Here is a 24,789-nt window from a genome sequence, read left to right as displayed (position 1 = left end):
GTCCTGGTGGTTGGCGTATCCGGGGGCGGGGAACTGGCCCGTTCCGGAGCCGTCGTGACCCTGGGCGGGGAACTGGCCCGTGCCGGAGGGGTCCTGGTGGTTGGCGTATCCGGGGGCGGGGAACTGGCCCGTTCCGGAGCCGTCGTGACCCTGGGCGGGGAACTGGCCCGTGCCGGAGGGGTCCTGATGGTTGGCGTATCCGGGGGCGGGGAACTGGCCCGTTCCGGAGCCGTCGTGACCCTGCGTGGGGAACTGGCCGGTGGTGGAGGGGTCCTGGTGGTTGCCGTATCCGGGGGCGGGGAACTGGCCCGTTCCGGAGCCGTCGTGACCCTGCGTGGGGAACTGGCCCGTGCCGGAGGGGTCCTGGCCGTGTCCGGACACCGGGAACTGGCCCGTGTCCTGGCCGTGTCCGGCACCGGGGAACCCGCCCGCCGAATTACCCGGGTGCGAGCCGCCGAAAGCGTCGGGGCGGGGGAACTGCCCACGGCCTGTCGGCGCATTCGCCCCGGGACGCGGGGCGTTGAAGTCCGGTCGCGGGAACTCGGAGGTGGACCCGGGACCCTGACGGTCGTCGATGCGGGGGATCTCCGCGGTCGAGCCCGGCCCCTGGCGGTCGTCGATACGAGGCATGGGCGAGGTCGAGGACAGGCCGTCCGGCTCCTCGTGGCCACGCGGGACGTCCAGCGCGGCGCGCGGCACCGGGGGCTGCGCGTTCTCGTCGCTCCAGCTCGGCGTGCGCTGCTGCGGGTTGCCACCGGGCAGTTCGGCGCGCGGACCACCACGCCCGGGCAGTTGCGGCCGACGCCGGCCACGGCCCTCCTTGGGCTGCCGTTCCTGCCGCTCCTGCTGTTCCTGAGACTTCGGCGGTACGGGCGAGGGAGCACCATTACCGAAGCCGCCCTGGCGGGAGCCCGTGCCACTGTCCGGGAAGGCCTGGGCCGCCTGCAGCCCCTGGGGAGCGCTCGGCGCGCTCTGGCCGAAGGCGTCGGCGACAGTCGGGGCCTGCCGGCCCTGCTGCCGGGACCCGGGCGCCCCCTGCTCGAACGGCGCCGAGGGATTGGCGGCGGGACCCTGCGGACCACGGGCAGCACCGGGGCCGCCGGGGCGGCCGCCGGGCAGTTCGGCACGCGGACCCTGTCCGGCGCCCACGTGTCCGCGCTGTGGGGCGGCACCGAGTCCCCGGCCGCCGGAGGCACCGCCCTGCTGAGCCTGGCGACGGGCGGCGGCCGCACCGGCTGCCGCCGCACCGGCAGCGGAACCGCCGGTCTGCGGGGCGCCCTGGCCCGGCTTGCCCGCAGCGGGCTTCTTGCCGCCCTGGGCGACGTCGACCGGGAGCATGACCAGCGCGGTCGTACCACCGGAGTCGGACGGGCGCAGCTGGATGCGGATGCCGTGGCGCTGCGAAAGTCGGCCGACCACGAAGAGGCCCATGCGGCGGGAGACGGAGACGTCCACCGTGGGCGGCGCGGCGAGCCGCTCGTTGATCTGCGCGAGGTCCTCGGGGGACAGACCGATACCGGTGTCGTGGATCTCGATCAGTACGCGTCCGTCGGGCAGCGCGTGACCGGTGACCTTGACCTTGGTCTGCGGCGAGGAGAACGAGGTGGCGTTCTCCAGCAGCTCGGCGAGCAGGTGCACGAGGTCGTTGACGACGCGGCCGGCGACCTCGGTGGCCGGAACCGCGGCCAACTCGATGCGCTCGTACTGCTCCACCTCGGACGCGGCGGCGCGCAGCACGTCGACCAGCGGGACCGGGCGGGTCCAGCGACGACCGGGCTCCTCACCGGCGAGGACGAGGAGGTTCTCACCGTTACGACGCATACGCGTCGCCAGGTGGTCGAGCTTGAACAGCGAGGAGAGCTGGTCCGGGTCGGCCTCGCGGGACTCCAGTTCGGAGATCAGCGACAGCTGGCGCTGGATCAGACCCTGGGAGCGACGCGAGAGGTTGGTGAACATCGCGTTGACGTTGCCTCGCAGCAGCGCCTGCTCGGCGGCGAGGCGGACCGCCTCGCGGTGCACGTCGTCGAAGGCCGCGGCCACCTGGCCGATCTCGTCCCGGGAGTGCACACCGACCGACTCCACGGACGTGTCGACGTCCTGCGGGTCGGACTCGGACAGCTCCTTGACCAGCTCGGGCAGGCGCTCCTGGGCGACCTTGGTGGCGGTGTCCTGCAGTCGGCGCAGCGAGCGGATCATGGAGCGGGCCACGACGAAGGCGCCGACGAGGGAGACGCCGAGGACGAGGAGGATCAGCGCACCGGAGATGATCGCCTCCTGCTGAGAGGCGTTCTTCAGCTCACGGGCCTTCTGCTCCATCTCCTCCAGGAGCGTGCCCTCGATCCTCTTCATCTCCAGGATCTTGGCCGTGTCGTCGTCGACCCAGTCCTTGTACGAGCGCTTGGGCTGACCCGCGAGGCCGCCGGGGCTCTTGAGGACACGGTCGGCGTATTTGTCGGCGGCCTGGATCGTCGCACTGCCCGGCTCGAGCGACGCCGTCACCTCCTCCGCACCGTCACCGTAGATGCTGCGGAAGCGGTCGAGGCTGGAGCCCTGGCTCTCGAGGGCGGAGAAGGCGTACTGGCGGTCGTTCTCGGAAAGCTTGCCGGCCGTGGCGTTGTTCGCGGGCAGGGCCGCCGCGATGACCGCGCGCTGCACGGACGCGTACTCCTTGGCGGTGGAGAAGGCCGCCAGGGCGCGGGTGCGCTGGATCATCTCCGGGTTGCTGGTGGCCTCCGCCATGTCCTGGGACAGACTGAGCAGCTGGGTGATCAGACGGTGGTAGGCCTCGGCCGTCTGCGTGGAGTTCTTCGAGTCCTTGTAGGCACCGGCGCGGATGCCGCTGATCTTGTTCAGCTCGGCCGCGATACTGACGACGCTGTCGTAGACACCGGAGAGCTTGCCGCTGCCGGTGGCGTCGCCGACCTCCCCGGTGCCTTGCATGAAGGCGGCGCGGGCACGGTCGGTCCTCTCGCGGGCGCCCTTGACCGTGTAGTCCTTCGCCGACGCGCCGTGGGCGAGCGGGCCGGCGGTCTGGTCGCGTTCGTCCTGGAGCGCCGCCGCGAGCTGCGTCGCCTGCCTGGTCATGTCGGTCAGCAGCTTCATGTTCTCGAGCTGCTGGATCTGGTCCAGGTTGTCGTTGATCCGCAGGCCGCCCAGCGTGGTCGCCGCGACCACGGGGAGCGCGAGCAGCGACACCAGACGCGTGGAGATGCGCCAGTTGCGCAGTGCTATGCGCGAGCCAGGCCCGGTCTGAGTGCTGATCTGCGGCGCAGTGTCCGACGCGGGGGCCGCCGCTGCGTTCGCGCCGGTGCGGCCGGGGCGCTCAGCGCCTGCGCCGGCCGGTGCGGGTCCCGGGTTCTGAACGTGCTGGGGCGAGGAACCGCGGTCGGTTCCCCCGTGCGGCTCCGGCTCCGCCGAAGCACTGCCATCCCTCTTGAAACGTCCCTGCACTAGCGTCGCAACCTCTGGACCAGGCGCCCCTCCGCGAGCGGCGGGACGGTGTCGGCGTCGTAGGGGGCGCCCTGAATACGCCCCCCGGGCGGTCTTGAGTGACCGGCGCTGGCTCCCCCTTCCCGCCGCTGCCCGACGCTGCGTTGCGCCTTTGCGCGCCGGTGCGATCCCCGCGGCGGTCCGTGGAATTCCAGCACAGTGCCGGATCTCCAACAAGGCCAACGGGCGAGCCCACCAAGACCGTGACCCTGCGTGAGAGGGGGATCACGAGTCGTAGAAGCCGATCTTGCATATAACGGACTTATGCTCACGATCCATTGGGGCTCGTTACGTGTCCCAGTCGCTACGATCGGCAGCGGAATGCGGGCTTCCATGGGGCAATGTCCGTTTCGTCTAGGCGAGTTGACGGTCTGGATTGCCCTTTTTGTGCGCAGGTCCGTGAGCAAACTCACACGGAGATCATGTCCTGTTCACGACTTCCGTGGGAATTGCATGTTTAGCCTGGCGCTTTACAGGGATGGCGAATCCGACAAACCCGCGCCCCGGCGACAGCCCTTCAGGCCCCGCCCGGCGCCCGCAACGACAAGGTCGACGACAACAGTGAAGACCACGATGATGTTCCGCAACATAGCCAACCCGCGGCGGACGACGCTGGCGCACCTCGCCGACGCCGACGAGCTGCAGGCGCCGGCGACGCCGGAACACTCCGTCGACCTTCCCACCCAGACCGCCAACCCCAAGCGCACGGTCCTCATGGAGGTTCCCGCGCAGGCCTCCGCCGCGGAGTAGCAGGCGCCTGGGCCGTCACCGTCCACCGCGTTCCCACGCGAACACGGTGTGATCGCCGCCACCCGGCGGTCGGTCAGGGAAATGCACGTGACCGCCTCCACGCGGAGGCGTCCGGCCGCGTACGCACGGCAGCGTCCGTCGCCGTACGCGGGGTCGCGGCCCCCTTGCCGCGTTAGCCTGGAGCGTCAGACTCCAGCCAGCTCAGTGAGGGGCGCAAGGATCCCGTGCGCATCGCCAGATTCTCCATCGACGGGAACGTCGCCTTCGGCGCGGTCGAGGGCGACAAGCCGGACGAGCTCGTCCTCGACATCATCAAGGGCATCCCGTTCGCGGACTTCGAGCTCTCCGGTACGAAGGTGCCGCTGAGCAAGGTGAGGCTGCTGCCCCCGGTGCTCCCCAACAAGGTCGTGGCCTTCGGCCGCAACTACGCGGAGCACGCCAGGGAGCTGGGCCACGAGGTGCCCGAAGCCCCGTTCGCCTTCTTCAAGCCGTCCACCTCCGTGATCGGCCCCGGCGACGAGATCGCCTACCCCTCCTTCTCTCAGGAGCTGCACCACGAGGCCGAGCTGGCCGTGGTGATCGGCCGTATGTGCCGAGAGGTCCCGCACGAGCGCGTCAAGGACGTGATCCTTGGCTACACCTGCGCCAACGACGTGACCGCGCGCGACGTCCAGCGGCGCGAGAAGCAGTGGGCCCGCGCCAAGGGCTTCGACACCTCCTGCCCGCTCGGCCCCTGGGTGGAGACCGACCTGGACCCGAGCGACCTCACCATCCAGCTCACCGTCAACGGCGAGCAACGTCAGCTCGGCCGTACGAGCGAGATGATCCACTCGATCGAGGATCTGATCGTGAACATCTCCGAGGCCATGACGCTGCTCCCCGGCGACGTGATCCTCACGGGCACCCCCGCGGGGGTCGGCCCCCTCAACGTCGGCGACAAGGTCGCCGTCACCATCGAAGGCATCGGCACTCTCACCAACAAGGTGATCAAGCGTGGCTAACGCGAACGTCCGCGTACGTTTCTGTCCGTCCCCGACCGGCAACCCCCATGTGGGCCTGGTCCGCACCGCCCTGTTCAACTGGGCGTTCGCCCGCCACACCGGCGGGACGTACGTCTTCCGTATCGAGGACACGGACGTGGCCCGCGACTCGGAGGAGTCCTACCTCCAGCTGCTGGACTCGCTGCGCTGGCTGGGCTTCGACTGGGACGAGGGCCCCGAGGTCGGCGGCCCCCACATGCCGTACCGCCAGTCGCAGCGGATGGACATCTACCAGGACGTCGCCCGCAAGCTCCTGGACGGCGGGTACGCCTACCACTGCTACTGCACGACGGAAGAGCTGGACGCCCGCCGTGATGCCGCCCGTGCCGCGGGCAAGCCCTCCGGGTACGACGGCCACTGCCGCGACCTCACCGCAGAGCAGGTGGCGGCCTACGACGCCGAGGGCCGCACGTCCATCGTCCGCTTCCGCATGCCCGACGAGGCGATCACCTTCACGGACCTGGTCCGCGGCGAGCTGACGTTCACGCCGGAGAACGTGCCGGACTACGGGATCGTGCGAGCGAACGGGGCGCCCCTGTACACGCTCGTGAACCCGGTCGACGACGCCCTGATGGACATCACCCACGTCCTGCGCGGCGAGGACCTGCTCTCCTCCACCCCCCGCCAGATCGCCCTCTACAAGGCGCTGATCGAGCTGGGCGTCGCGAAGTTCGTGCCCGAGTTCGGTCATCTGCCGTACGTGATGGGCGAGGGCAACAAGAAGCTGTCCAAGCGCGACCCGCAGGCGTCGCTGAACCTCTACCGCGAGCGCGGATTCCTGCCGGAAGGCCTGCTCAACTACCTCTCCCTGCTGGGCTGGTCGCTCGCGCCCGACCGCGACATCTTCGGCATCGAGGAGATGGTCGCCGCCTTCGACATCGCGGACGTGAACCCCAACCCGGCCCGTTTCGACCTGAAGAAGGCCGAGTCGATCAACGCCGACCACATCCGCCTGCTGGACGTGAAGGACTTCGCCGAGCGCTGCCGGCCGTGGCTGAACGCCCCGGTCGCCCCCTGGGCACCGGAGGACTTCGACGAGGCGAAGTGGGAGGCGATCGCCCCGCACGCGCAGACCCGTGTCAAGGTCCTGTCCGAGATCACCGACAACGTCGACTTCCTGTTCCTCGCGGAGCCGGTGTCCGACGAGGCGAGCTGGACGAAGGCGATGAAGGAGGGCTCGGACGCTCTGCTGCGCACGGCCCGCGAGAAGCTCGAGTCGGCCGACTGGACGTCCCCGGAGTCCCTGAAGGAAGCCGTCCTGGCCGCCGGCGAGGCCCACGGCCTCAAGCTCGGCAAGGCCCAGGCCCCGGTCCGTGTCGCCGTCACCGGCCGCACGGTCGGCCTGCCGCTCTTCGAGTCGCTGCAGGTCCTGGGCAAGGAGAAGACGCTGACGCGGATCGACGCGGCGCTGGCGAAGCTGGCCGCCTGACCCGTCCGTACGTGAGGGGCGGCACCCGGACCACCGGGTGCCGCCCTTTTGGCGTACACGCGACAGTCGCCGACCGACAGACACGCCCGCCGCCCGCACGCTACGGTCGGTCCATGAGCATCAGCGCCGTGGTGTGGGACGTGGACGACACCCTGTTCGACTACACGACCGCGGACCGGGCGGGGATGCGCGGGCATCTGGTCGCCGAGGGCCTGCTCGGCAGGTACGGGAGCGTGGAGCGGGCGCTGACACGGTGGCGGGAGATCACCGATCAGCAGTGGGCGCGGTTCGCCGCGGGCGAGGCCGACTTCGAGACGCAGCGGCGGGACCGGGTGCGGGTCTTCCTGGGCGAGGAACTGACCGACACCGGGGCCGACGCCTGGTACTGCCGCTACAAGGCCCACTACGAGACCGCGTGGGCCCTCTTCCCCGACGCCCTGCCCGCCCTGGACATCCTCGCCACCAGCCACCGGCATGCGGTGCTGTCCAACTCCAGCATCCACGTCCAGGAGCACAAGCTGCGGGTTCTCGGCATCCTCGACCGCTTCGAGGCCGTTGTGTGCGCCGCGGAACTGGGCGTTTCCAAGCCCGAGGCACGGGCCTTCCACGCCGCCTGCGAGGCACTGGAACTCACCCCGCACCAGGTTGCCTACGTCGGCGACCACCCGGAGATCGACGGGCGGGGTGCCGCCGAGGCCGGGCTGCTCTCCGTCTGGATCGACCGCGACGGGCTGTACGCGAGCGCGGACGCGCCCGACGGATTTCACCGGATCTCCTCCCTCGCCGAACTGCCCGCCGTGCTCGGCGCGGATACCCGTTTTGGAGCGCAGTCCACCTTCAGGTAATGTTCTTCCTGCGCCGAGGGGAGCGGGCCGAAAGGCCGGAAACCGGAAGCGCAAGCTAGAACAAAACCCCCTCAGGGGCTTGCGTTCCAGTGGCCTATGGTGTAATTGGCAGCACGACTGATTCTGGTTCAGTTAGTCTTGGTTCGAGTCCAGGTAGGCCAGCTCGCAGAGCTTATCTGCACCCGCGGATCTCATCCGCAAGCCCCCGTTGTGTAGCGGCCTAGCACGCTGCCCTCTCAAGGCAGTAGCGCCGGTTCGAATCCGGTCGGGGGTACAGATCCTTCCCGCGAAGGCAGCTCGGGTAGCTCCCACTGTCATCGATGCAGGATCGCTAGGGCCCCCGTTGTGTAGCGGCCTAGCACGCCGCCCTCTCAAGGCGGTAGCGCCGGTTCGAATCCGGTCGGGGGTACGGTCTGGTCTAAACCACATTGGTCTATGGTGTAATTGGCAGCACGACTGATTCTGGTTCAGTTAGTCTTGGTTCGAGTCCAGGTAGACCAGCTCGGATCTGCGGAAACGCAAGATCCTCGCCCCCGTTGTGTAGCGGCCTAGCACGCCGCCCTCTCAAGGCGGTAGCGCCGGTTCGAATCCGGTCGGGGGTACACAGTCCGTAGGGCCTTCACTCAGGTGGAGGCCTTACAGCGTTTCCGGGGCCTACTCGAGGCCGTAGCGCCGCACCGACTCCTCTTCCTGCGCCAGCCGGTGCAGGGCCTGCAGTGCCGGCTCGTTGAGGACCGCCCCCAGGACCGCGAACTCGACCTGCTCCGCCTCCGACCGATGCGTCTCCAGGTTGTCCAGGTCGAGGACGGCCGTCCGGTGCATCAACTCGGCGTAGGGTGCGAGCTGTTCGGCCCCCCAGTCGTAGCCGAGCCGGCGGAACGCGGCCACCGCCACCACCAGCGAGCGGTGCGCGGGGGAGATGGTCGCGAGCAGCTTGGCGTTCTCCCAGCCGAGTCGGTCCAGGAGCGCGGCGACCTCCTGGCGCGCGGCCTGGACGTACTCGTCGTCCTCGTCCGGCTCCGGCACCTGCGGCAGCGCCCACATCGCCGCGCCCAGGCGGATCGTGCGACCCAGGGAGTCGTCGTCCACGTGCCCGAGCACCTCGCGCACCTTCGCCACCGGTACCTGGCCCACCTGGATCATCGCCCGCACGAGGCGCAGCCGGCGCAGATGCTCCTCGTCGTACTCGGCCGTCGTGGCGTTGACCTGGCGGCCTGGCGGCAGCAGCCTTTCGCGCAGGTAGTACTTGATCGTCGCCGTGGACACCCCGCTGCGCTCGCTCAGCTCCGCCAGCCGCATCTCTTGCGCCTTTCCTTGAGAAGTGTCACTATCCAAGCATCGCCAGAAGGATAGTGGTGCTATCTGATGAGGGGGGCCGGCATGTTCGCGAAGCCTGTGCGGGGCAGTACGACGGCCGCGGCTGAGGGTGATGCGGTGGTGCTGCTCATCGGCATGCGGATCAACCACTTCTGGGCGGTGCACCAGTGGCTGCCGGTCATGCTGTCGATGTTCCGCATGCTTGGGGAGCTTGCGCGGGACCGTGACCGGGGGCTGCTGGGGCGCGTGCTGCTGACGGCCTCTCCGCGTACGTACTACGTCGTCCAGTACTGGCAGTCCAAGGAGAAGCTGTACGCCTTCGCGACCTCGCGGGACATGTTTCACCACCGGGCCTGGACGATCGTCAACCGCAAGAAGCGCCAGGGCAAGGCTCGCGGACACGTGGGCCTGTGGCACGAGACGTACATCGCGCCCGAGGGCTCCTACGAGTCGATCTACTTCGACATGCCGGCCTTCGGCCTCGCGAAGGCGCACGGCCAACTGCCCGTCGAGCGGCGCGGCCGGTCCGCGAAGGACCGGTTCGCGCACCGGTCGGCGGGGGCGGCCGGCCAGGCGGGGTGACCTGAGGGGCGGCGGAGAACGGGGGATCGGGGGGCGAGGAGGGTCTGCCGCGGCGTTGAGGCAGGCCCTCCTCGGTGACGGGCGAAGGTCAGCCAGAACGGCGCAGGGCCTCCGAGAGTCGCACGGCGGAGTCGATGACCGCCTGGGCGTGCATACGGCCGGGGTGGCGTGTCAGACGCTCGATCGGGCCGGAGACGGACACCGCGGCCACCACGCGGTTGGAGGGGCCGCGTACCGGGGCGGAGACGGAGGCGACACCCGGCTCGCGCTCCCCGATGGACTGGGCCCAGCCGCGCCGCCGCACGCCCGAGAGGGCCGTCGCCGTGAAGCGGGCTCCCTGCAAGCCCCGGTGCAGGCGCTCGGGCTCCTCCCAGGCCAGCAGGATCTGCGCCGAGGAGCCCGCCTTCATCGTGAGAGTGGAGCCCACCGGGACCGTGTCCCGCAGACCCGAGAGGCGCTCCGCGGCGGCGACGCAGATGCGCATGTCCCCTTGACGGCGGTAGAGCTGCGCGCTTTCGCCCGTGACATCGCGGAGGTGGGTCAGCACCGGGCCCGCCGTGGCCAGCAGGCGATCCTCGCCCGCCGCCGCGGCCAGCTCGGCCAGCCGGGGGCCGAGAATGAAACGGCCCTGCATGTCACGCGCCACCATGCGGTGGTGTTCGAGTGCCACGGCGAGGCGATGTGCCGTGGGTCGTGCCAGTCCGGTGGCGCCGACCAGACCCGCGAGGGTGGCCGGACCGGACTCCAGGGCGCTCAGGACAAGGGCTGCCTTGTCCAGAACACCGACGCCGCTACTGTTGTCCATGAAACGATATTCCCGTCTCACTCTGTGAAACGCAAGTTCAATTTTCCGTGGAACCCGCCACTCTGGAAGTCACAGCGGCCCACGAACCAGCGGGCCCGGCGGCGGAGGCCCGGTAATTCAGGGGTATTGGGCGCCGCTTCCTCAAGATCTCTAGTGGGGTCGGTGCACTTGTGCCCGGCCGGAGGGAAAGCGATGGGTAGGACACTCGCGGAGAAGGTCTGGGACGACCACGTCGTCCGGCGCGCCGAGGGCGAGCCCGACCTCCTCTACATCGATCTGCACCTGCTGCACGAGGTGACCAGCCCGCAGGCCTTCGACGGGCTGCGCAAGACCGGTCGTCCGGTGCGCCGACTCGACCTCACCATCGCGACCGAGGACCACAACACCCCCACCCTCGACATCGACAAGCCCATCGCGGACCCGGTCTCCCGCGCCCAACTGGAGACCCTGCGCAAGAACTGCGCCGAGTTCGGAGTGCGGTTGCACCCGCTGGGCGACGTCGAGCAGGGCGTCGTGCACGTGGTCGGCCCCCAGCTGGGCCTGACCCAGCCGGGCACCACCGTCGTCTGCGGTGACTCCCACACCTCCACGCACGGCGCCTTCGGCGCGCTGGCGTTCGGTATCGGCACCTCCCAGGTCGAGCACGTGCTCGCCACCCAGACGCTGCCGATGGCCCGTCCGAAGACCATGGCCATCACGGTCGACGGCGAACTGCCCGCGGGCGTCACCGCCAAGGACCTGATTTTGGCGATCATCGCGAAGATCGGCACCGGCGGCGGCCAGGGCTACATCCTGGAGTACCGCGGCTCCGCCATCGAGAAGCTCTCGATGGAGGCCCGGATGACCATCTGCAACATGTCGATCGAGGCCGGCGCCCGCGCGGGCATGATCGCCCCGGACGAGACCACCTTCGCGTACCTCAAGGGCCGTCCGCACGCCCCCGAGGGCACCGACTGGGACGCCGCGGTGGAGTACTGGAAGACCCTGCGCACCGACGACGACGCGGAATTCGACGCCGAGGTCCGCATCGACGCCGCCGAGCTCGCGCCGTTCGTCACCTGGGGCACCAACCCCGGCCAGGGCGCGCCGCTTTCGAGCTCGGTCCCCGATCCCGCTTCGTACGAGGACGCTTCGGAGCGCCTGGCCGCCGAAAAGGCCCTGGAGTACATGGGGTTGGAGGCTGGACAGCCGCTGCAGTCCATCAAGGTGGACACCGTCTTCGTAGGTTCCTGCACCAACGGCCGGATCGAGGACCTGCGCGCCGCCGCCGCGATCCTCAAGGACCGCAAAGTCGCCGACGGCGTACGGATGCTGGTCGTCCCGGGCTCCGCGCGGGTGGGTTTGCAGGCCGTTTCCGAGGGCCTGGACGTCGTCTTCAAGGAGGCCGGCGCCGAATGGCGGCACGCGGGCTGCTCGATGTGTCTGGGCATGAACCCCGACCAGCTTGCCCCCGGTGAGCGTTCCGCTTCCACCTCCAACCGCAACTTCGAGGGCCGGCAGGGCAAGGGCGGCCGGACGCACCTGGTGTCGCCGCAGGTCGCTGCCTCCACCGCGGTCCTCGGCCACCTGGCCTCCCCGGCCGACCTGTCCGACGCCCGTACGCCCGCTGCAGTCTGAGAGTCGCTGAGAGTCATGGAAGCATTCACCACGCACACCGGCCGGGCCGTCCCGCTGCGCCGCAGCAACGTCGACACCGACCAGATCATCCCCGCCCACTGGCTCAAGAAGGTGACCAGGGACGGCTTCGAGGACGGACTCTTCGAGGCCTGGCGCAAGGACCCGGAGTTCGTGCTCAACCGCCCCGAGCGGCAGGGCGCCACGGTCCTGGTCGCAGGCCCCGACTTCGGCACCGGCTCCTCCCGTGAGCATGCCGTCTGGGCCCTGCAGAACTACGGCTTCAAGACCGTGATCTCGTCCCGCTTCGCCGATATCTTCCGCGGTAACTCGCTGAAGAACGGCCTGCTCACCGTGGTGCTGGAGCAGAAGGTCGTGGACGCCCTGTGGGAGCTTGTCGAGCAGGACCCCGAGGCCCGGATCACCGTCGACCTGGTCGAGCGCGAAGTGCGTGCCGAAGGCATCACCGCAGCCTTCGAACTGGACGAGAACTCCCGCTGGCGGCTGCTGAACGGCCTCGACGACATCTCCATCACCCTCCAGAACGAGGCCGACATCGCCGCGTACGAGGCGGGGCGCCCCTCGCACAAGCCGCGGACGCGTACGGTCTGACGCCCGGCCCGCAAGGGCGGGTTTCGGCCATCGCAACACCGCTCTGTACCCCCAATCGTGGACGGTTGGGGGTACAGCCGTATCTGCCCACGGGCGGCTCCGACGCGCCGCCTCGAAGGCGCCAACTCACGTGAATGCAAAGGTCATTGGGTGGGTACGCGGCTGTGAGCGGCGCGATGTGCCGAGGTGTGCAGGAGGCGACGGGACGGCGGCAGTTGCCCCCAGCGCAGGCGACAACTCGCCCCAGATGGCACAATCTGTGCATGGACAACGACGGCCAACTCGAGCTCTATACGGCGGTCGCGGTTCAACTCAAGGAAGCGCACGCAAGAGTGCGCGCACTGCAAGTCCCGGAGGGCGTACGGATGGCGCTGACCCGGAAGCTGCTGGTCATTACGGCCGCGGCCAAGCGCGATCTTGCCGAAGCGGCCAGGCGTCTCGAGCGGTTCATGACCGCCCTCGACGAGGAGCGAATCCCCGAAGAGGAAGTCTGAGGCGGCCGAGTCCGTTGCGGCACAAGGGTGATTAGCCCGTTTCGTGTTTGATTTGCGGTATATATCTGCCTAACGTGCGAAAAAGCTTGAACACTTTCGTTCTGGTGATGTCTCCGAAGGGGAAGACGTGAACAAGGCGCAGCTCGTAGAAGCGATTGCCGACAAGATGGGCGGTCGCCAGCAGGCCGCCGATGCTGTCGACGCGGTCCTGGACGCCATCGTCCGCGCGGTCGTCGGAGGCGACCGGGTTTCGGTCACCGGCTTCGGGTCGTTCGAGAAGGTCGAGCGTCCGGCCCGGTACGCCCGTAATCCCCAGACAGGCGAGCGGGTCCGGGTCAAGAAGACCTCTGTGCCCCGATTCCGCGCGGGCCAGGGCTTCAAGGACCTGGTGAGCGGTACCAAGAAGCTCCCGCGTGGTGGCGAGGTCGCGGTCAAGAAGGCCCCCAAGGGCAGCCTCACCGGAGGCGCCGCGGTGACGGTCAAGAAGGCCGCTGCCAAGAAGGCCACCGCGAAGAAGGCGGCAGCGAAGAAGGCCGCTGCCAAGAAGGCCACCGCGAAGAAGGCGGCGCCCGCGAAGAAGACCACGGCGAAGAAGGCCGCGGCCAAGAAGGCGGCGCCCGCGAAGAAGACCACGGCGAAGAAGGCCGCGGCCAAGACCACCGCGAAGAAGGCTCCGGCGAAGAAGGCCCCCGCCAAGAAGTCCACGGCGCGCAAGACCACCGCCAAGAAGGCCACCGCCCGCCGTTGACGGGCGCACGGGCTCTCACGCGCCGGGCCGGGCTCTCAGCAGGAGCCCGGCCCGCGGCATGTCCGGGTGTGTTCAGAAGGTGTGCAGGGTCACCAGCGTGATGTGCCGGTCCTCGCCCTCACCCTCGGTCTCGATCCGCACCCGTTGCCCCGGGCGCAGCAGCCTGAGCCCGCCCGCGTCGAACGCGGGCGCGTCGAAGGCGAGGGGAGTGCCGTCGTCGAGCAGCACCTGACCGGTGCGGGTCTCGGGGTCGTAGGTGTACGCGGTCGCCTGCATGGCGAAAGCCTATCGACCGGCCCGCGGACCTGCCTGTGTCGTGTCAGCCGCCGGGCTGTCCCGGAACGAGCAGGCGTGCGGCCGCCGCTGCGGTGCGGGGGCCTACGCCCAGATTCAGGGCCGCGCGCAGGTCTTCCCCGGTGTCCACGTCCTGGCGTACGGAGTCCACCGCGTCGAGGGTGAGTTCCATGGCGCCCGAGGCGCGGTGTCGCGCCCGTGAATCCACACCGAAAGCCGGTCGCAATTCCCTGCCCGGGGACGCGGCCAGCAGCGTCGTACCGATTCCGGCGGCGTCGGGCAGAAATGCGCGCGGGAATTCGGCGGCCGCATCGAGCACCCGCGCCAACTCCTCGGACCGCAGCGCCGGAAGATCCGCGTTGAGTGCCGCCACGGCGCCGTCGGGGCGCAGTCGCCGTACGTGCGCCGCCGCGTGTGCGAGTGCGGCGTTCAGGCCGCCCGCCGGCTCGTCCGACACGATCCGGGCGCCCAGGGCCGCCAGCTCGCGCCTGGCGAGCGGGTCGTCAGTGACGACCGCCACATCACGCACGGCCGCGCAGGAGAGCGCGGCGGCCACCGTGTCCTGCGCGAAGGCGAGGGCGAGCCCTGGACGCAATCCGTCCGCCGCGGTGTCGGAGAGCCTGCTCTTGGCCCGCTCCAGGGCTTTCAGAGGTACGACCACAGTCCACTGCACGTGCACTCCGTCCCAGTCTTGTCGCGTCCATTGTCACCCGGCATGCCCACAGGAACCTCGCGGCCCACCAGGCGGCTCTTGCGGCGGGGCGTACCGTGTTCTCGACAGACAGGCGACCTGGGGCCACACTTGTGCGGCCCACAGCCCCCGTGCCGGGCCCCGTGCCGGGTCCCTAGAGGAAGGTGTCCGCGTGCCCCGCCGCAGAATCGGCTTCTGGTACCGCTTCGCAGCGGTCCTCTGCAAACCGCCGCTGGTGGTTCTGCTCAAGCGGGACTGGCGCGGAATGGAGAACATTCCGGCCGAAGGTGGATTTATCACCGTGGTGAACCACAATTCCCATGTGGATCCCTTCGCCTACGCGCACTATCAGTACAACACCGGGCGTGTTCCGCGATTCCTCGCGAAGAGCGGCCTTTTCAAGAAGGGATTCCTCGGCGCCGCCATGCGCGGTACCGGCCAGATCCCCGTGTACCGCGAGAGCACGGACGCGCTCAGTGCCTTCCGGGCCGCCATTGACGCCGTGGAACGCGGCGAGTGCGTCGCCTTCTACCCGGAGGGCACCCTCACCCGCGACCCGGCCGGCTGGCCGATGACCGGCAAGACCGGTGCCGCCCGCGTCGCCCTGCAGACCAAGTGCCCGGTGATCCCCATTGCCCAGTGGGGCGCCAACGAGCTGCTGCCGCCGTACGCCAAGAAGCCCGACCTCCTTCCGCGCAAGACGCACCACGTGCTCGCGGGCCCGCCCGTCGACCTCTCGCGCTTCTACGACAAGGACATGACCCCCGAGCTCCTGAAGGAGGCGACGGAGGTCATCATGGCCGCCATCACCCGCCGACTGGAGGAGATCCGCGGCGAGAAGGCGCCCGAGAAGCCGTACGACCCGCGCGAGGTGCGTATCGAGCAGCGCCGCCGCAGTGCCGCACAGGAGAAGGCACGCCAGAAAGAGGGGCAGGGCCAGTGAACAAGCCGGTCAAGGCGGCCGTGTTCGGCACGGGATCGTGGGGGACGGCCTTCGGCATGGTGCTGGCCGACGCCGGATGCGAGGTCACCCTGTGGGCGCGCCGCACCGAACTCGTCGAGGCGGTCAACTCCACCCGCACGAACCCGGACTACCTTCCGGGCGTCGAACTTCCCGAGAACCTGCGGGCCACCACGGACCCCGCCGAGGCCGCGCGCGACGCCGACTTCACGATACTCGCGATCCCCTCGCAGACCCTGCGCGGGAACCTCGCGGAGTGGACGCCCCTGCTGGCGCCCGAAACGATCCTCGTCTCCCTGATGAAGGGCGTCGAACTCGGCTCCGCCATGCGGATGAGCGAGGTCATCGAGGACGTCGCCAAGGTCGGTCCGGAACGTGTAGCCGTCGTCACCGGGCCCAACCTGGCCCGGGAGGTCGCCACCCGCATGCCGGCCGCCGCCGTGGTCGCCTGCACCGACGAGGCCGTCGCACGGCGGCTCCAGGCCGCCTGCCACACGCCGTACTTCCGGCCGTACACCAACACCGACGTCGTCGGCTGCGAACTGGGCGGCGCGGTCAAGAACGTCATCGGCCTGGCGGTCGGCATCGCGGACGGCATGGGCCTCGGCGACAACGCCAAGGGCTCGCTCATCACGCGCGGGCTCGCCGAGACCACCCGGCTCGGACTCGCCATGGGTGCGGACCCGCTGACCTTCTCCGGTCTCGCGGGCCTCGGTGACCTGGTGGCCACCTGCTCGTCGCCGTTGTCGCGCAACCACACCTTCGGCACCAACCTCGGCAAGGGCATGACCCTCCAGGAGACCATCGCGGTCACCAAGCAGACCGCGGAGGGCGTCAAGTCCTGCGAGTCCGTGCTTGATCTGGCCCGTCGGCACGGCGTCGACATGCCCATCACGGAGACGGTGGTCGGCATCGTCCACGAGGGCAAGCCGCCGGTGGTCGCGCTCAAGGAGCTGATGTCGCGCAGCGCGAAGCCGGAGCGACACTGAGCGACCGCGTGTGCGGCAGACCTTTCCGGTCGCAGGACCAGGTGCCGAGAGGCGATCGCTCGGCCTCGCGGCACCGGCGTGCCGCGGTGGCTCACCCGGGTGCCCTTCGGCGCTGTCTCACCGCAGTACCACCGGGTAGTCTCAACGCGATATGAGCACCGAGAACCTCCCCCAGAGCCCTGAGCAGCCGCCCCGCAAGCCGCGCGTCGCCGTCGTCTTCGGCGGCCGCAGTTCCGAACACGGGATCTCCACGGTCACCGCCGGCGCCGTGCTGCGTGCCATCGACCGGACGAAGTACGACGTCCTGCCGATCGGCATCACCCGGGAGGGCCGTTGGGCGCTCACCGCCGACGACCCGGAGCGCATGGCGATCGCCGACCGCCGTACGCCGAACGTCGAGGACCTGGCCGAGGCGCAGGAGGGCGGCGTGGTGCTCCCCGTCGATCCCACGAGCCGCGAAGTCGTCTACAGCGAGCCCGGTTCGGTGCCCAAGGCGCTGGGCGAGGTCGACGTGGTCTTCCCGGTGCTGCACGGCCCGTACGGCGAGGACGGCACCCTCCAGGGCCTCCTGGAGCTGTCCGGTGTCCCGTACGTGGGCTCGGGCGTGCTCGCCTCGGCCGTCGGTCAGGACAAGGAGTACATGAAGCGGGTGTTCACCTCGTTCGGGCTCAAGGTCGGCCCGTACGTGGTGATACGGCCGCGTGAGTGGGAGCGTGACGAGTCCGCCGCGCGCAAGAAGATCATCGACTTCGCGGGCGAGCACGGCTGGCCGCTGTTCGTGAAGCCCGCGCGCGCGGGTTCGTCGATCGGCATCACCAAGGTCGACGAGCTCGCGGGCCTCGACGAGGCGATCGCGGAAGCCCAGCGGCACGACCCGAAGATCATCGTGGAGGCCGCGGTGCGCGGCCGCGAGATCGAGTGCGGCGTCCTGGAGTTCGAGGACGGGCCGCGCGCCTCGGTGCCCGCCGAGATTCCGCCGCCGGACACGCACGCGTACTACGACTTCGAGGCCAAGTACATCGACTCCACGCCCGGCATCGTGCCCGCGCCCCTGACCGACGAGCAGACGGCCGAGGTCCGTCGGCTCGCGGTGGAGGCGTTCGAGGCCGCGTCCTGCGAGGGCCTGGTGCGCGCGGACTTCTTCCTCGCCGAGGACGGGGAGTTCGTGATCAACGAGATCAACACGATGCCCGGTTTCACACCGATCTCGATGTACCCGCAGATGTGGCAGGCCAGCGGGATCAGCTACGGCGACCTGGTGGACCGTCTGGTCCAGGCGGCGCTGCGGCGGTCGACCGGGCTGCGCTGAGGACCGTACGGCTCAGAGGGCGATCCCCTTGGGGATCGCCCTCTTGATGGGCGAGGCCAGGTCGACGAGCACCGCGGAACTGTCCTGAGCGGTCCGCTCCTTCGGCAGGGTCACCTCGACGTAGGCCTGGCGCAGGGACGTGGTGAAGCGGTACGTGCCGTCGTCCCGCTTCTCCATCAGCCAGTCGACGCCGTTCACACCACCGCCGACCGCGTTGGGGTCATTGCCCTCGGCCACCGTCGGATCGATCATCTTCTGCGGCCGTTCGACGCCGCAGCGCAGTATGATCGCCGGGCTTCCCCAGCCCGCCGTGAGCGCGGACCGGGGCTCGGGATCGTTCCGGTCGAGGCCGGCCACCTTGCGCGGCAGCACCTTGTCCAGGTTCTGGCACAGCTTCGTGACCTTCGCGTCCGGGCTGGGAACCGCGGCCGAGGGACTGCCGTCACTTGAGGAACAGCCCGTCGCAGTGATCAGCAGAGCGAGAACGGGCAGACCGAGCGGCCGGTGACGGAAGAAGTTCACCGGCCAAGCGTAGACGGGGGCTAGAGGTGCACGACCGGGCAGGTCAGGGTGCGGGTGATGCCGTCCACTTGCTGGACTTTCGCGACCACCATGCGACCCAGTTCATCGACGGTGTCGGCCTGGGCGCGCACGATGACGTCGTAGGGACCCGTCACGTCCTCGGCCTGGACGACCCCAGGGATCTTGCTGATCGTCCCGGCGACGGTCGACGCCTTGCCGACCTCCGTCTGGATCAGGATGTACGCCTGTACCACGGAACCTCCAGGGCGGCCACGGGGATCATGGGGGGAGAAGAGACGCCACGGTATCGCGTCGCCGCTCACCGAGGGGAGACCTCACGGGAACTGTGGCGTGAGCGCCGGGTGGCACCAGCGGCACAAGTTGACGGTCGACTCGTATCTACCGAGGACCGTACCCAGGACGATGACGGAACGCGACCGGGCGCGACAGGTATGAGAAGGGGACGTACGACGATGAAGGGCACCGTGGGCGAACTGGGCGAGTTCGGGCTCATCAGGGAGCTCACCTCCCGGCTCACCACCACCCCGGCGGTCCGGCTCGGCCCCGGCGACGACGCCGCGGTGGTGGCCGCGCCCGACCGCAGGGTGGTGGCGAGCACCGACATCCTCCTGGAGGGCCGGCACTTCCGCCGTGACTGGTCCACGGCGTACGACGTCGGGCGCAAGGCGGCGGCGCAGAACCTCGCGGACATCGCCGCGATGGGCGCCGTGCCGACCGCGCTGCTGCTCGGTCTCGTCGTCCCCGCCGAACTACCCGTGGCCTGGCCCACCGAGCTGATGGACGGCCTGCGCGACGAGTGCCAGGTCGCGGGTGCGGCCGTGGTCGGGGGCGATGTCGTGGGCGGCGACACGATCATGATCTCGATCACCGCGCTCGGCGATCTGCGCAACCACGAGCCCGTCACCCGGGCCGGTGCCCAGCCCGGTGACGTGGTGGCCGTCACCGGCTGGCTGGGCTGGTCCGCGGCCGGGCACGCGGTGCTCTCCCGCGGTTTCCGCTCGCCCCGCGCGTTCGTCGAGGCGCACCGGCGCCCCGAGCCGCCCTACCACGCGGGTCCGGCCGCCGCGGGGCTCGGCGCGACTGCGATGTGCGACGTCAGTGACGGGCTCATCGCCGACCTCGGGCATATCGCGGAGGCGAGCAAGGTCCGGATCGACATCCGCTCGGGCGCCATCGACATCCCCTCGCAGATGAACGACATCGGGCAGGCCGTGGGCGTCGATCCGATGCAGTGGGTGCTCACGGGCGGGGAGGACCACGCGATCGTGGCGACCTTCCCGCCGGACGTGAAGCTGCCGGCGCGCTGGAAAGTGATCGGCGAGGTGCTCAACCCGTCGGCGCTGCCCCAGGTGACGGTCGACGGAGCACCGTGGACCAGCAAGGGAGGCTGGGACCACTTCGGGGACATCGAGTCGTAGGACTAACCGGCAGGGTCGCCGCGGGCGGGGGCGCGGCGTCACCGGTCCAGGTGAAGGGGCCCGCGAGCGGTGGTGCCGTGCCCCTGACGGTTCCCTCGGGCGGGCACAGCAAAAAGCCGGTCCACGGGGTGGACCGGCTTAGAGCAGCGAACCAGCGGTGGCCGCGCGCTTAACTGGACGTCAGCGCGAGACCTTGCCGGCCTTGATGCACGAGGTGCAAGCGTTCACGCGCTTCGGCGTCCCGCCCACCACGGTACGCACGCGCTGGATGTTCGGGTTCCAGCGACGGGGCGTACGGCGGTGCGAGTGCGAGATGTTGTTGCCGAAGCCCGGTCCCTTGCCACAGACGTCGCAGTTGGCAGCCACGGGTCACTCCAAAGACTTCAGATGCACTTACGGTTGATCCCGGCATGCCGGGATCAAGATCACAGGATCTGAGTGGCGTTGCCAGGGGGAAGGCCCGATCTGGATCGGGCAACCGGAGCAGCATACAAGGCCGCGTCCGTAGAACGAAACTACCATGGCCGCTCGGGCCCCTGCTCCGGCCCCTGGACGCGGCCGTGCCGGGGCCCTTCCCCAAGGTGTCCGCTCGGCCCTCTTCCAGCCCGGGTCACCCTTGGGTCTACGCTGCCTGACACATCCAGCAGTTCAAGGAGGCGTAGGTGGCGCAGGTGCCGCAGCCATTGGATGCTCTCGCGGTGCGCACCTGGTGCGGTCTTGCGCTCCAAGCACTGGGGCGGGCCCGCGAGGAGATCGACGCGATCAACGTCTATCCCGTGGCCGACGGCGACACCGGCACCAACCTCTATCTGACCGTGGAGTCCGCCGCTGCGGCCGTCGAGGCCGTCTTCGCCGGGTACGAGGCGAGCACGGTGGCCGGTGCGCAGCGGCCGACGCTCGCCGACGCGGTACAGGCCATGGCCCACGGTGCGCTCATCGGGGCGCGCGGCAACTCCGGGACGATCCTCGCCCAACTGCTGCGGGGCATGGCCCAGGTGCTCGCCGTCGACGGCGAGAGGGGCCACACCGACGCGCAGGCACTGCGGCTCGCCCTCCGGAGGGCGGCCGACTCCGCGCGGGAAGCCGTCGCACACCCCGTGGAGGGAACCGTCCTGAGCGTCGCCTCGGCTGCGGCGGACGCGGTCACCGGTGCCGAGGGGGACTGCGGCGGCATCGCGCGGGCGGCGTACGAGGGGGCGCGGGCTGCCCTTATGGCGACGCCCGGCCAGCTCGCGGCCCTGAAGCGGGCCGGTGTGGTCGACGCCGGTGGCCGGGGGCTCGTGGAGGTGCTCGCGGCGCTGGTGCAGACGCTCACGGGAGAGGCGCCGCGGCTGCCCGACGAGGCGAAGCAGAACAGTTGCGCGCGCGTCGACGACGTCACGCCGTCCGCCCCCCAGGAGTGCGCGGATTCCGGTGCGGACGAGAGCGGCCCCGCGTACGAGGTGATCTATCTCCTGGAGGCCGGCGACACGGCCGTGACGCGGTTGCGGGAACGGCTCGACGCGCTCGGGGACTCGCTGGTCGTGGTCGGCGGGGACGGGCTGTGGAACGTCCATGTGCACGTCGACGACGCGGGCGCCGCCGTCGAGGCGGGGGTCGAGGCCGGGCGGCCGTACCGCATCCGGATCACGCACTTCGCCGCCGGGGACGCGCACACCGCGGGCGCCGGACGGCCGCCACGCGAGCGTGCCCAGCGCGCTGTGGTGGCCGTGGTGCCGGGGGAGGGGCTGGCCGGGCTGTACCAGGAGGCCGGGGCGACCACCGTGCTCGCCCGGGCCGGTGAGCCGCCGGCCAGCGGGGAACTGGTGGCGGCGGTGCGGCGGGCGCACGCGCGCGAGGTGGTGCTGCTGCCGAACGACGCGGACCTGCGCCACACCGCGGCCGCCGCGGCCGAGCAGGCGCGGACGGAGGGCGTACGCGTGGCGCTGATCCCGACCCGGTCCGCGGTCCAGGGCATCGCGGCGCTGGCCGTGCACGAACCGGAACGGCGCTTCGACGAGGACGTCGTGGCCATGACGTCGGCGGCCGGCGCGACACGGTACGCCGAAGTCGCGGTCGCGGAACGGCAGGCCTGGACGATGGCCGGCATCTGCCAGGCCGGCGACGTCCTCGGCCTGATCGACGGCGATGTCGCGGTCATCGGCTCCGACGTCACGGCGACGGCCGAGACGGTCCTGGACCGCATGCTCGCGGCGGGCGGCGAGATGGTCACGCTGGTCCTCGGTGACGAGGCCCCCCAGTCCGTCTCGGCGCACCTGGAGGCCCGGGTACGCGAGTCGTACCTGGCGGTCGACACCGTGGTGTACCACGGCGGCCGGCAGGGGCCGCTGCTACTGATCGGCGTGGAGTGAGACGGAGCCGCCGGTCGGGGTTCGGGGACGGGCGGTCCCGGTGGCACGGTGACCGCCGAGGGCTGCCGGGACGGACCGTCGCAGGCCCCGCACGACGCGCCTGACCAGCGGATTTCCAGGACGTTTACGGCATTGTCGGTGCCGTGGTGTGCAATGGATCTCGTGCCCGCACTGGAAGAACCACTGAAGAAGGTGCTCGGCCCCGCCACCGCGAAGGTGATGGCCGAGCACCTCGGCCTGCAGACCGTCTCAGACCTGCTCCACCACTACCCGCGCAGATACGAGGAGCGCGGGCAGCTCACCCACCTCGCCGACCTCCCCATGGACGAGCACGTCACGGTGGTGGCCCAGGTCGCCGACGCCCGCCTGCACACCTTCGCGTCGGCCAAGGCCCCGCGCGGCAAGGGCCAGCGGCTGGAGGTCACCATCACCGACGGCAGCGGCCGCCTCCAGCTCGTCTTCTTCGGCAACGGAGTGCACAAGCCCCACAAGGAGCTCCTGCCGGGCACCCGCGCGCTCTTCGCGGGCAAGGTGTCCGTCTTCAATCGAAAGCTCCAACTGGCTCATCCCGCATACGAGTTGCTGCGCGGTGAGGATGTGGCGGAGACGGTGGACAGTTGGGCGGGCGCCCTGATCCCCATCTACCCGGCCACGGCCAAGATGGAGTCCTGGAAGATCGCCAAGTCGGTGCAGACGGTGCTGCCGGGTGCCCAGGAGGCCATCGATCCGCTGCCCGACTCCCTCCGCGGCGGCAGGGGCTTGGTGTCCCTCCCGGAAGCCCTCCTCAAGATCCACCGACCGCACACCAAGGCGGACATCGCCGAGGCCCGGTCCCGGCTCAAGTGGGACGAGGCCTTCGTCCTCCAGGTCGCCCTCGCCCGCCGCCGCCACGCCGACGCACTGCTCCCGGCGGTGCCCCGCGTCCCCGGCCCGGACGGCCTGCTGGAGGCCTTCGACGCCAGACTTCCCTTCACTCTCACCGAGGGGCAGCAGAAGGTCTCCAAGGAGATCTTCGACGACCTGGCCACCGAGCATCCGATGCACCGGCTGCTGCAGGGGGAGGTCGGTTCGGGAAAGACGCTGGTCGCCCTGCGCGCCATGCTCGCGGTGGTGGACGCGGGCGGGCAGGCCGCCATGCTCGCCCCCACCGAGGTACTCGCCCAGCAGCACCACCGGTCGATCGTCGAGATGATGGGGGAGCTGGCCGAGGGAGGGATGCTGGGCGGTGCCGAGCAGGCCACCAAGGTGGTGCTGCTCACCGGCTCCATGGGAGCGGCCGCGCGGCGCCAGGCGCTGCTCGACCTCGTCACCGGAGAGGCCGGAATGGTGATCGGCACGCACGCGCTGATCGAGGACAAGGTGCAGTTCCACGACCTGGGGCTGGTCGTGGTCGACGAGCAGCACCGGTTCGGGGTGGAACAACGGGACGCGCTGCGCGGCAAGGGAAAGCAGCCGCCCCACCTGCTCGTCATGACGGCCACGCCCATCCCGCGCACGGTCGCCATGACCGTCTTCGGTGACCTGGAGACCTCCGTTCTCGACCAGCTTCCGGCCGGGCGCTCACCGATCGCCAGCCATGTGGTGCCGGCCACGGACAAGCCGCACTTCCTGGCTCGCGCCTGGGAGCGGGTGCGCGAGGAGGTGGCGAAAGGCCACCAGGCGTACGTGGTCTGCCCGCGCATCGGGGACGAGGACGAGACCCCGACGAAGAAGTCCCCCGAGGACGAGGCCGAGAAGCGTCCGCCGCTCGCGGTCCTCGACGTGGCCGAGCAACTCGCCAAGAACCTTCTGCAGGGGCTTCGGGTCGAGGTCCTGCACGGGCGGATGCAGCCGGACGACAAGGACACGGTGATGCGCCGGTTCGCCGCCGGTGAGACGGACGTCCTGGTCGCGACGACGGTCATCGAGGTCGGCGTCAACGTGCCCAATGCCACCGTGATGGTGATCATGGACGCCGACCGTTTCGGCGTCTCGCAGCTGCACCAGTTGCGCGGTCGTGTCGGCCGGGGCGCGGCGCCGGGGCTGTGCCTCCTGGTCACCGAGATGCCGGAGGCGAGCCCGGCACGCCAGCGGCTGGGCGCCGTGGCGTCCACCCTCGACGGCTTCGAGCTGTCCCGTATCGATCTGGAGCAGCGTCGCGAGGGCGATGTCCTCGGCCAGGCCCAGTCCGGTGCCCGCTCCTCGCTCCGCATGCTCGCGGTCATCGATGACGAGGAGATCATCGCCGAGGCCCGGGAAGAGGCCGCCGCAGTGGTCGCCGCCGACCCGGACCTGGAACACCTGCCCGGCCTGCGTACTGCACTGGAGGCACTCCTGGACGAGGAACGGGAGCAGTACCTGGACAAGGGGTGAGCACGATGTTCCGGCTGTCCCGGGCGGTTCCGAGCCCGGAAGGGCCCGGCGTGTGGACCGGATCCGTCGTTCGCCGGGACCCGGCAGTCCTTGGAGAACGCCGAGCAGGTGCGCGCCGCGGCGCCTTCGGCTGAGAGACTGGTGGCGTCACCGCAA

General features: G+C 70.1%; 23 protein-coding genes and 5 tRNA genes. 20 read left to right on the top strand and 8 right to left on the bottom strand.

The annotated features are described in order from the left end of the window. Nucleotides 1-3,450: nitrate- and nitrite sensing domain-containing protein (locus ACWDEX_RS18500; protein ID WP_450464603.1), on the bottom strand; the 3,450-nt coding region annotated here is incomplete at its 3' end. 600 nt (nucleotides 3,451-4,050) lie between these two features. Between ACWDEX_RS18500 and ACWDEX_RS18495 the strand changes: the two genes are divergently transcribed. From ACWDEX_RS18495 to ACWDEX_RS18455, 9 genes are all read left to right on the top strand, one after another. Next, the gene (locus ACWDEX_RS18495; protein WP_450464602.1) at nucleotides 4,051-4,239 is read left to right on the top strand and encodes a hypothetical protein; all 189 of its coding nucleotides are present in this window, start codon (nucleotides 4,051-4,053) and stop codon (nucleotides 4,237-4,239) included. A 224-nt stretch (nucleotides 4,240-4,463) separates the two neighbouring features. Continuing rightward, a complete protein-coding gene (locus ACWDEX_RS18490; RefSeq protein ID WP_450464601.1) occupies nucleotides 4,464-5,240 on the top strand; it encodes a fumarylacetoacetate hydrolase family protein in 777 nt (258 codons plus the stop codon). Further along, entirely contained in the window at nucleotides 5,233-6,708 is a 1,476-nt protein-coding gene (gene gltX, locus ACWDEX_RS18485; protein WP_450464600.1) for a glutamate--tRNA ligase, read from the top strand. The genes ACWDEX_RS18490 and gltX overlap by 8 nt, the downstream gene beginning before the upstream one ends. 113 nt (nucleotides 6,709-6,821) lie before the next feature. Continuing rightward, nucleotides 6,822-7,553, top strand: a complete 732-nt coding sequence (locus ACWDEX_RS18480) for an HAD family hydrolase (protein ID WP_450464599.1) — start codon at nucleotides 6,822-6,824, stop codon at nucleotides 7,551-7,553. A gap of 90 nt (nucleotides 7,554-7,643) precedes the next feature. Then, a tRNA-Gln gene (locus ACWDEX_RS18475) sits at nucleotides 7,644-7,715 on the top strand. 39 nt (nucleotides 7,716-7,754) lie between these two features. After that, nucleotides 7,755-7,827, top strand: a tRNA-Glu gene (locus tag ACWDEX_RS18470). A 62-nt stretch (nucleotides 7,828-7,889) separates the two neighbouring features. Then, nucleotides 7,890-7,962: transfer RNA gene (locus ACWDEX_RS18465), tRNA-Glu, on the top strand. A 20-nt stretch (nucleotides 7,963-7,982) separates the two neighbouring features. After that, nucleotides 7,983-8,054, top strand: a tRNA-Gln gene (locus tag ACWDEX_RS18460). A 28-nt stretch (nucleotides 8,055-8,082) separates the two neighbouring features. Further along, a tRNA-Glu gene (locus tag ACWDEX_RS18455) sits at nucleotides 8,083-8,155 on the top strand. A 52-nt stretch (nucleotides 8,156-8,207) separates the two neighbouring features. Here ACWDEX_RS18455 and ACWDEX_RS18450 read toward each other — a convergent pair. Continuing rightward, entirely contained in the window at nucleotides 8,208-8,852 is a 645-nt protein-coding gene (locus ACWDEX_RS18450; RefSeq protein ID WP_450464598.1) for a MerR family transcriptional regulator, read from the bottom strand. Between the two features lie 81 nt (nucleotides 8,853-8,933). On the opposite strand from ACWDEX_RS18450, the gene ACWDEX_RS18445 reads away from it, so the two are divergent. Next, on the top strand, nucleotides 8,934-9,452 hold the full coding sequence (locus tag ACWDEX_RS18445) for a DUF4188 domain-containing protein (RefSeq protein WP_450464597.1): 519 nt from the start codon (nucleotides 8,934-8,936) through the stop codon (nucleotides 9,450-9,452). 88 nt (nucleotides 9,453-9,540) lie between these two features. On the opposite strand, the gene ndgR is transcribed toward ACWDEX_RS18445, so the two are convergent. Then, complete coding sequence (ndgR, locus tag ACWDEX_RS18440) at nucleotides 9,541-10,257, bottom strand: IclR family transcriptional regulator NdgR (protein WP_450464596.1); 717 nt, start codon at nucleotides 10,255-10,257, stop codon at nucleotides 9,541-9,543. Nucleotides 10,258-10,449: 192 nt separating this feature from the next. Between ndgR and leuC the strand changes: the two genes are divergently transcribed. The 4 genes from leuC to ACWDEX_RS18420 all read left to right on the top strand — a co-directional run bounded on the left by leuC (nucleotide 10,450) and on the right by ACWDEX_RS18420 (nucleotide 13,725). After that, nucleotides 10,450-11,874, top strand: coding sequence for a 3-isopropylmalate dehydratase large subunit (gene leuC, locus ACWDEX_RS18435; RefSeq protein WP_450464595.1), 1,425 nt, complete (start codon nucleotides 10,450-10,452; stop codon nucleotides 11,872-11,874). 15 nt (nucleotides 11,875-11,889) lie between these two features. After that, nucleotides 11,890-12,483 carry a 3-isopropylmalate dehydratase small subunit gene (gene leuD / locus ACWDEX_RS18430; protein WP_450464594.1) on the top strand — a complete coding sequence of 198 codons (594 nt, stop codon included), beginning with the start codon at nucleotides 11,890-11,892 and terminating at the stop codon, nucleotides 12,481-12,483. A 263-nt stretch (nucleotides 12,484-12,746) separates the two neighbouring features. After that, entirely contained in the window at nucleotides 12,747-12,977 is a 231-nt protein-coding gene (locus tag ACWDEX_RS18425; RefSeq protein WP_450464593.1) for an SCO5555 family protein, read from the top strand. 127 nt (nucleotides 12,978-13,104) lie between these two features. Then, entirely contained in the window at nucleotides 13,105-13,725 is a 621-nt protein-coding gene (locus tag ACWDEX_RS18420; RefSeq protein ID WP_450464591.1) for an HU family DNA-binding protein, read from the top strand. A 72-nt stretch (nucleotides 13,726-13,797) separates the two neighbouring features. On the opposite strand, the gene ACWDEX_RS18415 is transcribed toward ACWDEX_RS18420, so the two are convergent. Both ACWDEX_RS18415 and cofC read right to left on the bottom strand, forming a co-directional pair. Next, complete coding sequence (locus ACWDEX_RS18415) at nucleotides 13,798-14,001, bottom strand: hypothetical protein (RefSeq protein WP_450464590.1); 204 nt, start codon at nucleotides 13,999-14,001, stop codon at nucleotides 13,798-13,800. A 43-nt stretch (nucleotides 14,002-14,044) separates the two neighbouring features. Then, a complete protein-coding gene (gene cofC, locus ACWDEX_RS18410; protein ID WP_450464589.1) occupies nucleotides 14,045-14,692 on the bottom strand; it encodes a 2-phospho-L-lactate guanylyltransferase in 648 nt (215 codons plus the stop codon). A 190-nt stretch (nucleotides 14,693-14,882) separates the two neighbouring features. On the opposite strand from cofC, the gene ACWDEX_RS18405 reads away from it, so the two are divergent. From ACWDEX_RS18405 to ACWDEX_RS18395, 3 genes are all read left to right on the top strand, one after another. Further along, nucleotides 14,883-15,653: a lysophospholipid acyltransferase family protein gene (locus tag ACWDEX_RS18405; protein ID WP_450464588.1), complete on the top strand. Its 771-nt coding sequence runs from the start codon at nucleotides 14,883-14,885 to the stop codon at nucleotides 15,651-15,653. Further along, nucleotides 15,650-16,660 carry an NAD(P)H-dependent glycerol-3-phosphate dehydrogenase gene (locus tag ACWDEX_RS18400; RefSeq protein ID WP_450464586.1) on the top strand — a complete coding sequence of 337 codons (1,011 nt, stop codon included), beginning with the start codon at nucleotides 15,650-15,652 and terminating at the stop codon, nucleotides 16,658-16,660. Before ACWDEX_RS18405 ends, ACWDEX_RS18400 begins: the two co-directional genes overlap by 4 nt. Before the next feature lie 151 nt (nucleotides 16,661-16,811). Beyond that, nucleotides 16,812-17,969, top strand: coding sequence for a D-alanine--D-alanine ligase family protein (locus tag ACWDEX_RS18395; protein ID WP_450464585.1), 1,158 nt, complete (start codon nucleotides 16,812-16,814; stop codon nucleotides 17,967-17,969). Nucleotides 17,970-17,981: 12 nt separating this feature from the next. Here ACWDEX_RS18395 and ACWDEX_RS18390 read toward each other — a convergent pair whose 3' ends face one another. Continuing rightward, the gene (locus tag ACWDEX_RS18390) at nucleotides 17,982-18,491 is read right to left on the bottom strand and encodes a DUF3515 domain-containing protein (RefSeq protein ID WP_450464583.1); all 510 of its coding nucleotides are present in this window, start codon (nucleotides 18,489-18,491) and stop codon (nucleotides 17,982-17,984) included. Nucleotides 18,492-18,511: 20 nt separating this feature from the next. Further along, complete coding sequence (locus ACWDEX_RS18385; RefSeq protein WP_450464582.1) at nucleotides 18,512-18,745, bottom strand: Lrp/AsnC family transcriptional regulator; 234 nt, start codon at nucleotides 18,743-18,745, stop codon at nucleotides 18,512-18,514. A gap of 219 nt (nucleotides 18,746-18,964) precedes the next feature. Here ACWDEX_RS18385 and ACWDEX_RS18380 point away from each other — a divergent pair, with 219 nt between their 5' ends. Continuing rightward, on the top strand, nucleotides 18,965-19,930 hold the full coding sequence (locus tag ACWDEX_RS18380; protein WP_450464580.1) for a thiamine-phosphate kinase: 966 nt from the start codon (nucleotides 18,965-18,967) through the stop codon (nucleotides 19,928-19,930). Between the two features lie 180 nt (nucleotides 19,931-20,110). Here ACWDEX_RS18380 and rpmB read toward each other — a convergent pair whose 3' ends face one another. Continuing rightward, a complete protein-coding gene (gene rpmB / locus ACWDEX_RS18375; RefSeq protein ID WP_004924906.1) occupies nucleotides 20,111-20,296 on the bottom strand; it encodes a 50S ribosomal protein L28 in 186 nt (61 codons plus the stop codon). 296 nt (nucleotides 20,297-20,592) lie between these two features. On the opposite strand from rpmB, the gene ACWDEX_RS18370 reads away from it, so the two are divergent. Together ACWDEX_RS18370 and recG are read left to right on the top strand one after the other, a co-directional pair. Then, complete coding sequence (locus ACWDEX_RS18370; protein WP_450464579.1) at nucleotides 20,593-22,281, top strand: DAK2 domain-containing protein; 1,689 nt, start codon at nucleotides 20,593-20,595, stop codon at nucleotides 22,279-22,281. Nucleotides 22,282-22,434: 153 nt separating this feature from the next. Next, nucleotides 22,435-24,633, top strand: a complete 2,199-nt coding sequence (gene recG, locus ACWDEX_RS18365) for an ATP-dependent DNA helicase RecG (protein WP_450464578.1) — start codon at nucleotides 22,435-22,437, stop codon at nucleotides 24,631-24,633. Nucleotides 24,634-24,789: the final 156 nt, after the last annotated feature.

The sequence above is a fragment of the Streptomyces sp. NPDC001020 genome (genome assembly GCF_053599115.1).
Note: the sequence above shows the minus strand (reverse complement) of the source record. Positions and strands in the feature narration are given on the sequence as shown.

Excerpts from the sequence above, each read along its gene's own strand:
- ACWDEX_RS18395 (WP_450464585.1), top strand. The coding sequence starts at position 16,812 with ATGAGCACCGAGAACCTCCCCCAGAGCCCTGAGCAGCCGCCCCGCAAG.
- ACWDEX_RS18380 (WP_450464580.1), top strand. The coding sequence starts at position 18,965 with ATGAAGGGCACCGTGGGCGAACTGGGCGAGTTCGGGCTCATCAGGGAG.
- leuC (WP_450464595.1), top strand. The coding sequence starts at position 10,450 with ATGGGTAGGACACTCGCGGAGAAGGTCTGGGACGACCACGTCGTCCGG.
- ACWDEX_RS18445 (WP_450464597.1), top strand. The coding sequence starts at position 8,934 with ATGTTCGCGAAGCCTGTGCGGGGCAGTACGACGGCCGCGGCTGAGGGT.
- ACWDEX_RS18450 (WP_450464598.1), bottom strand. The coding sequence starts at position 8,852 with ATGCGGCTGGCGGAGCTGAGCGAGCGCAGCGGGGTGTCCACGGCGACG.
- recG (WP_450464578.1), top strand. The coding sequence starts at position 22,435 with ATGGATCTCGTGCCCGCACTGGAAGAACCACTGAAGAAGGTGCTCGGC.
- ACWDEX_RS18480 (WP_450464599.1), top strand. The coding sequence starts at position 6,822 with ATGAGCATCAGCGCCGTGGTGTGGGACGTGGACGACACCCTGTTCGAC.
- leuD (WP_450464594.1), top strand. The coding sequence starts at position 11,890 with ATGGAAGCATTCACCACGCACACCGGCCGGGCCGTCCCGCTGCGCCGC.
- ndgR (WP_450464596.1), bottom strand. The coding sequence starts at position 10,257 with ATGGACAACAGTAGCGGCGTCGGTGTTCTGGACAAGGCAGCCCTTGTC.
- ACWDEX_RS18425 (WP_450464593.1), top strand. The coding sequence starts at position 12,747 with ATGGACAACGACGGCCAACTCGAGCTCTATACGGCGGTCGCGGTTCAA.
- ACWDEX_RS18415 (WP_450464590.1), bottom strand. The coding sequence starts at position 14,001 with ATGCAGGCGACCGCGTACACCTACGACCCCGAGACCCGCACCGGTCAG.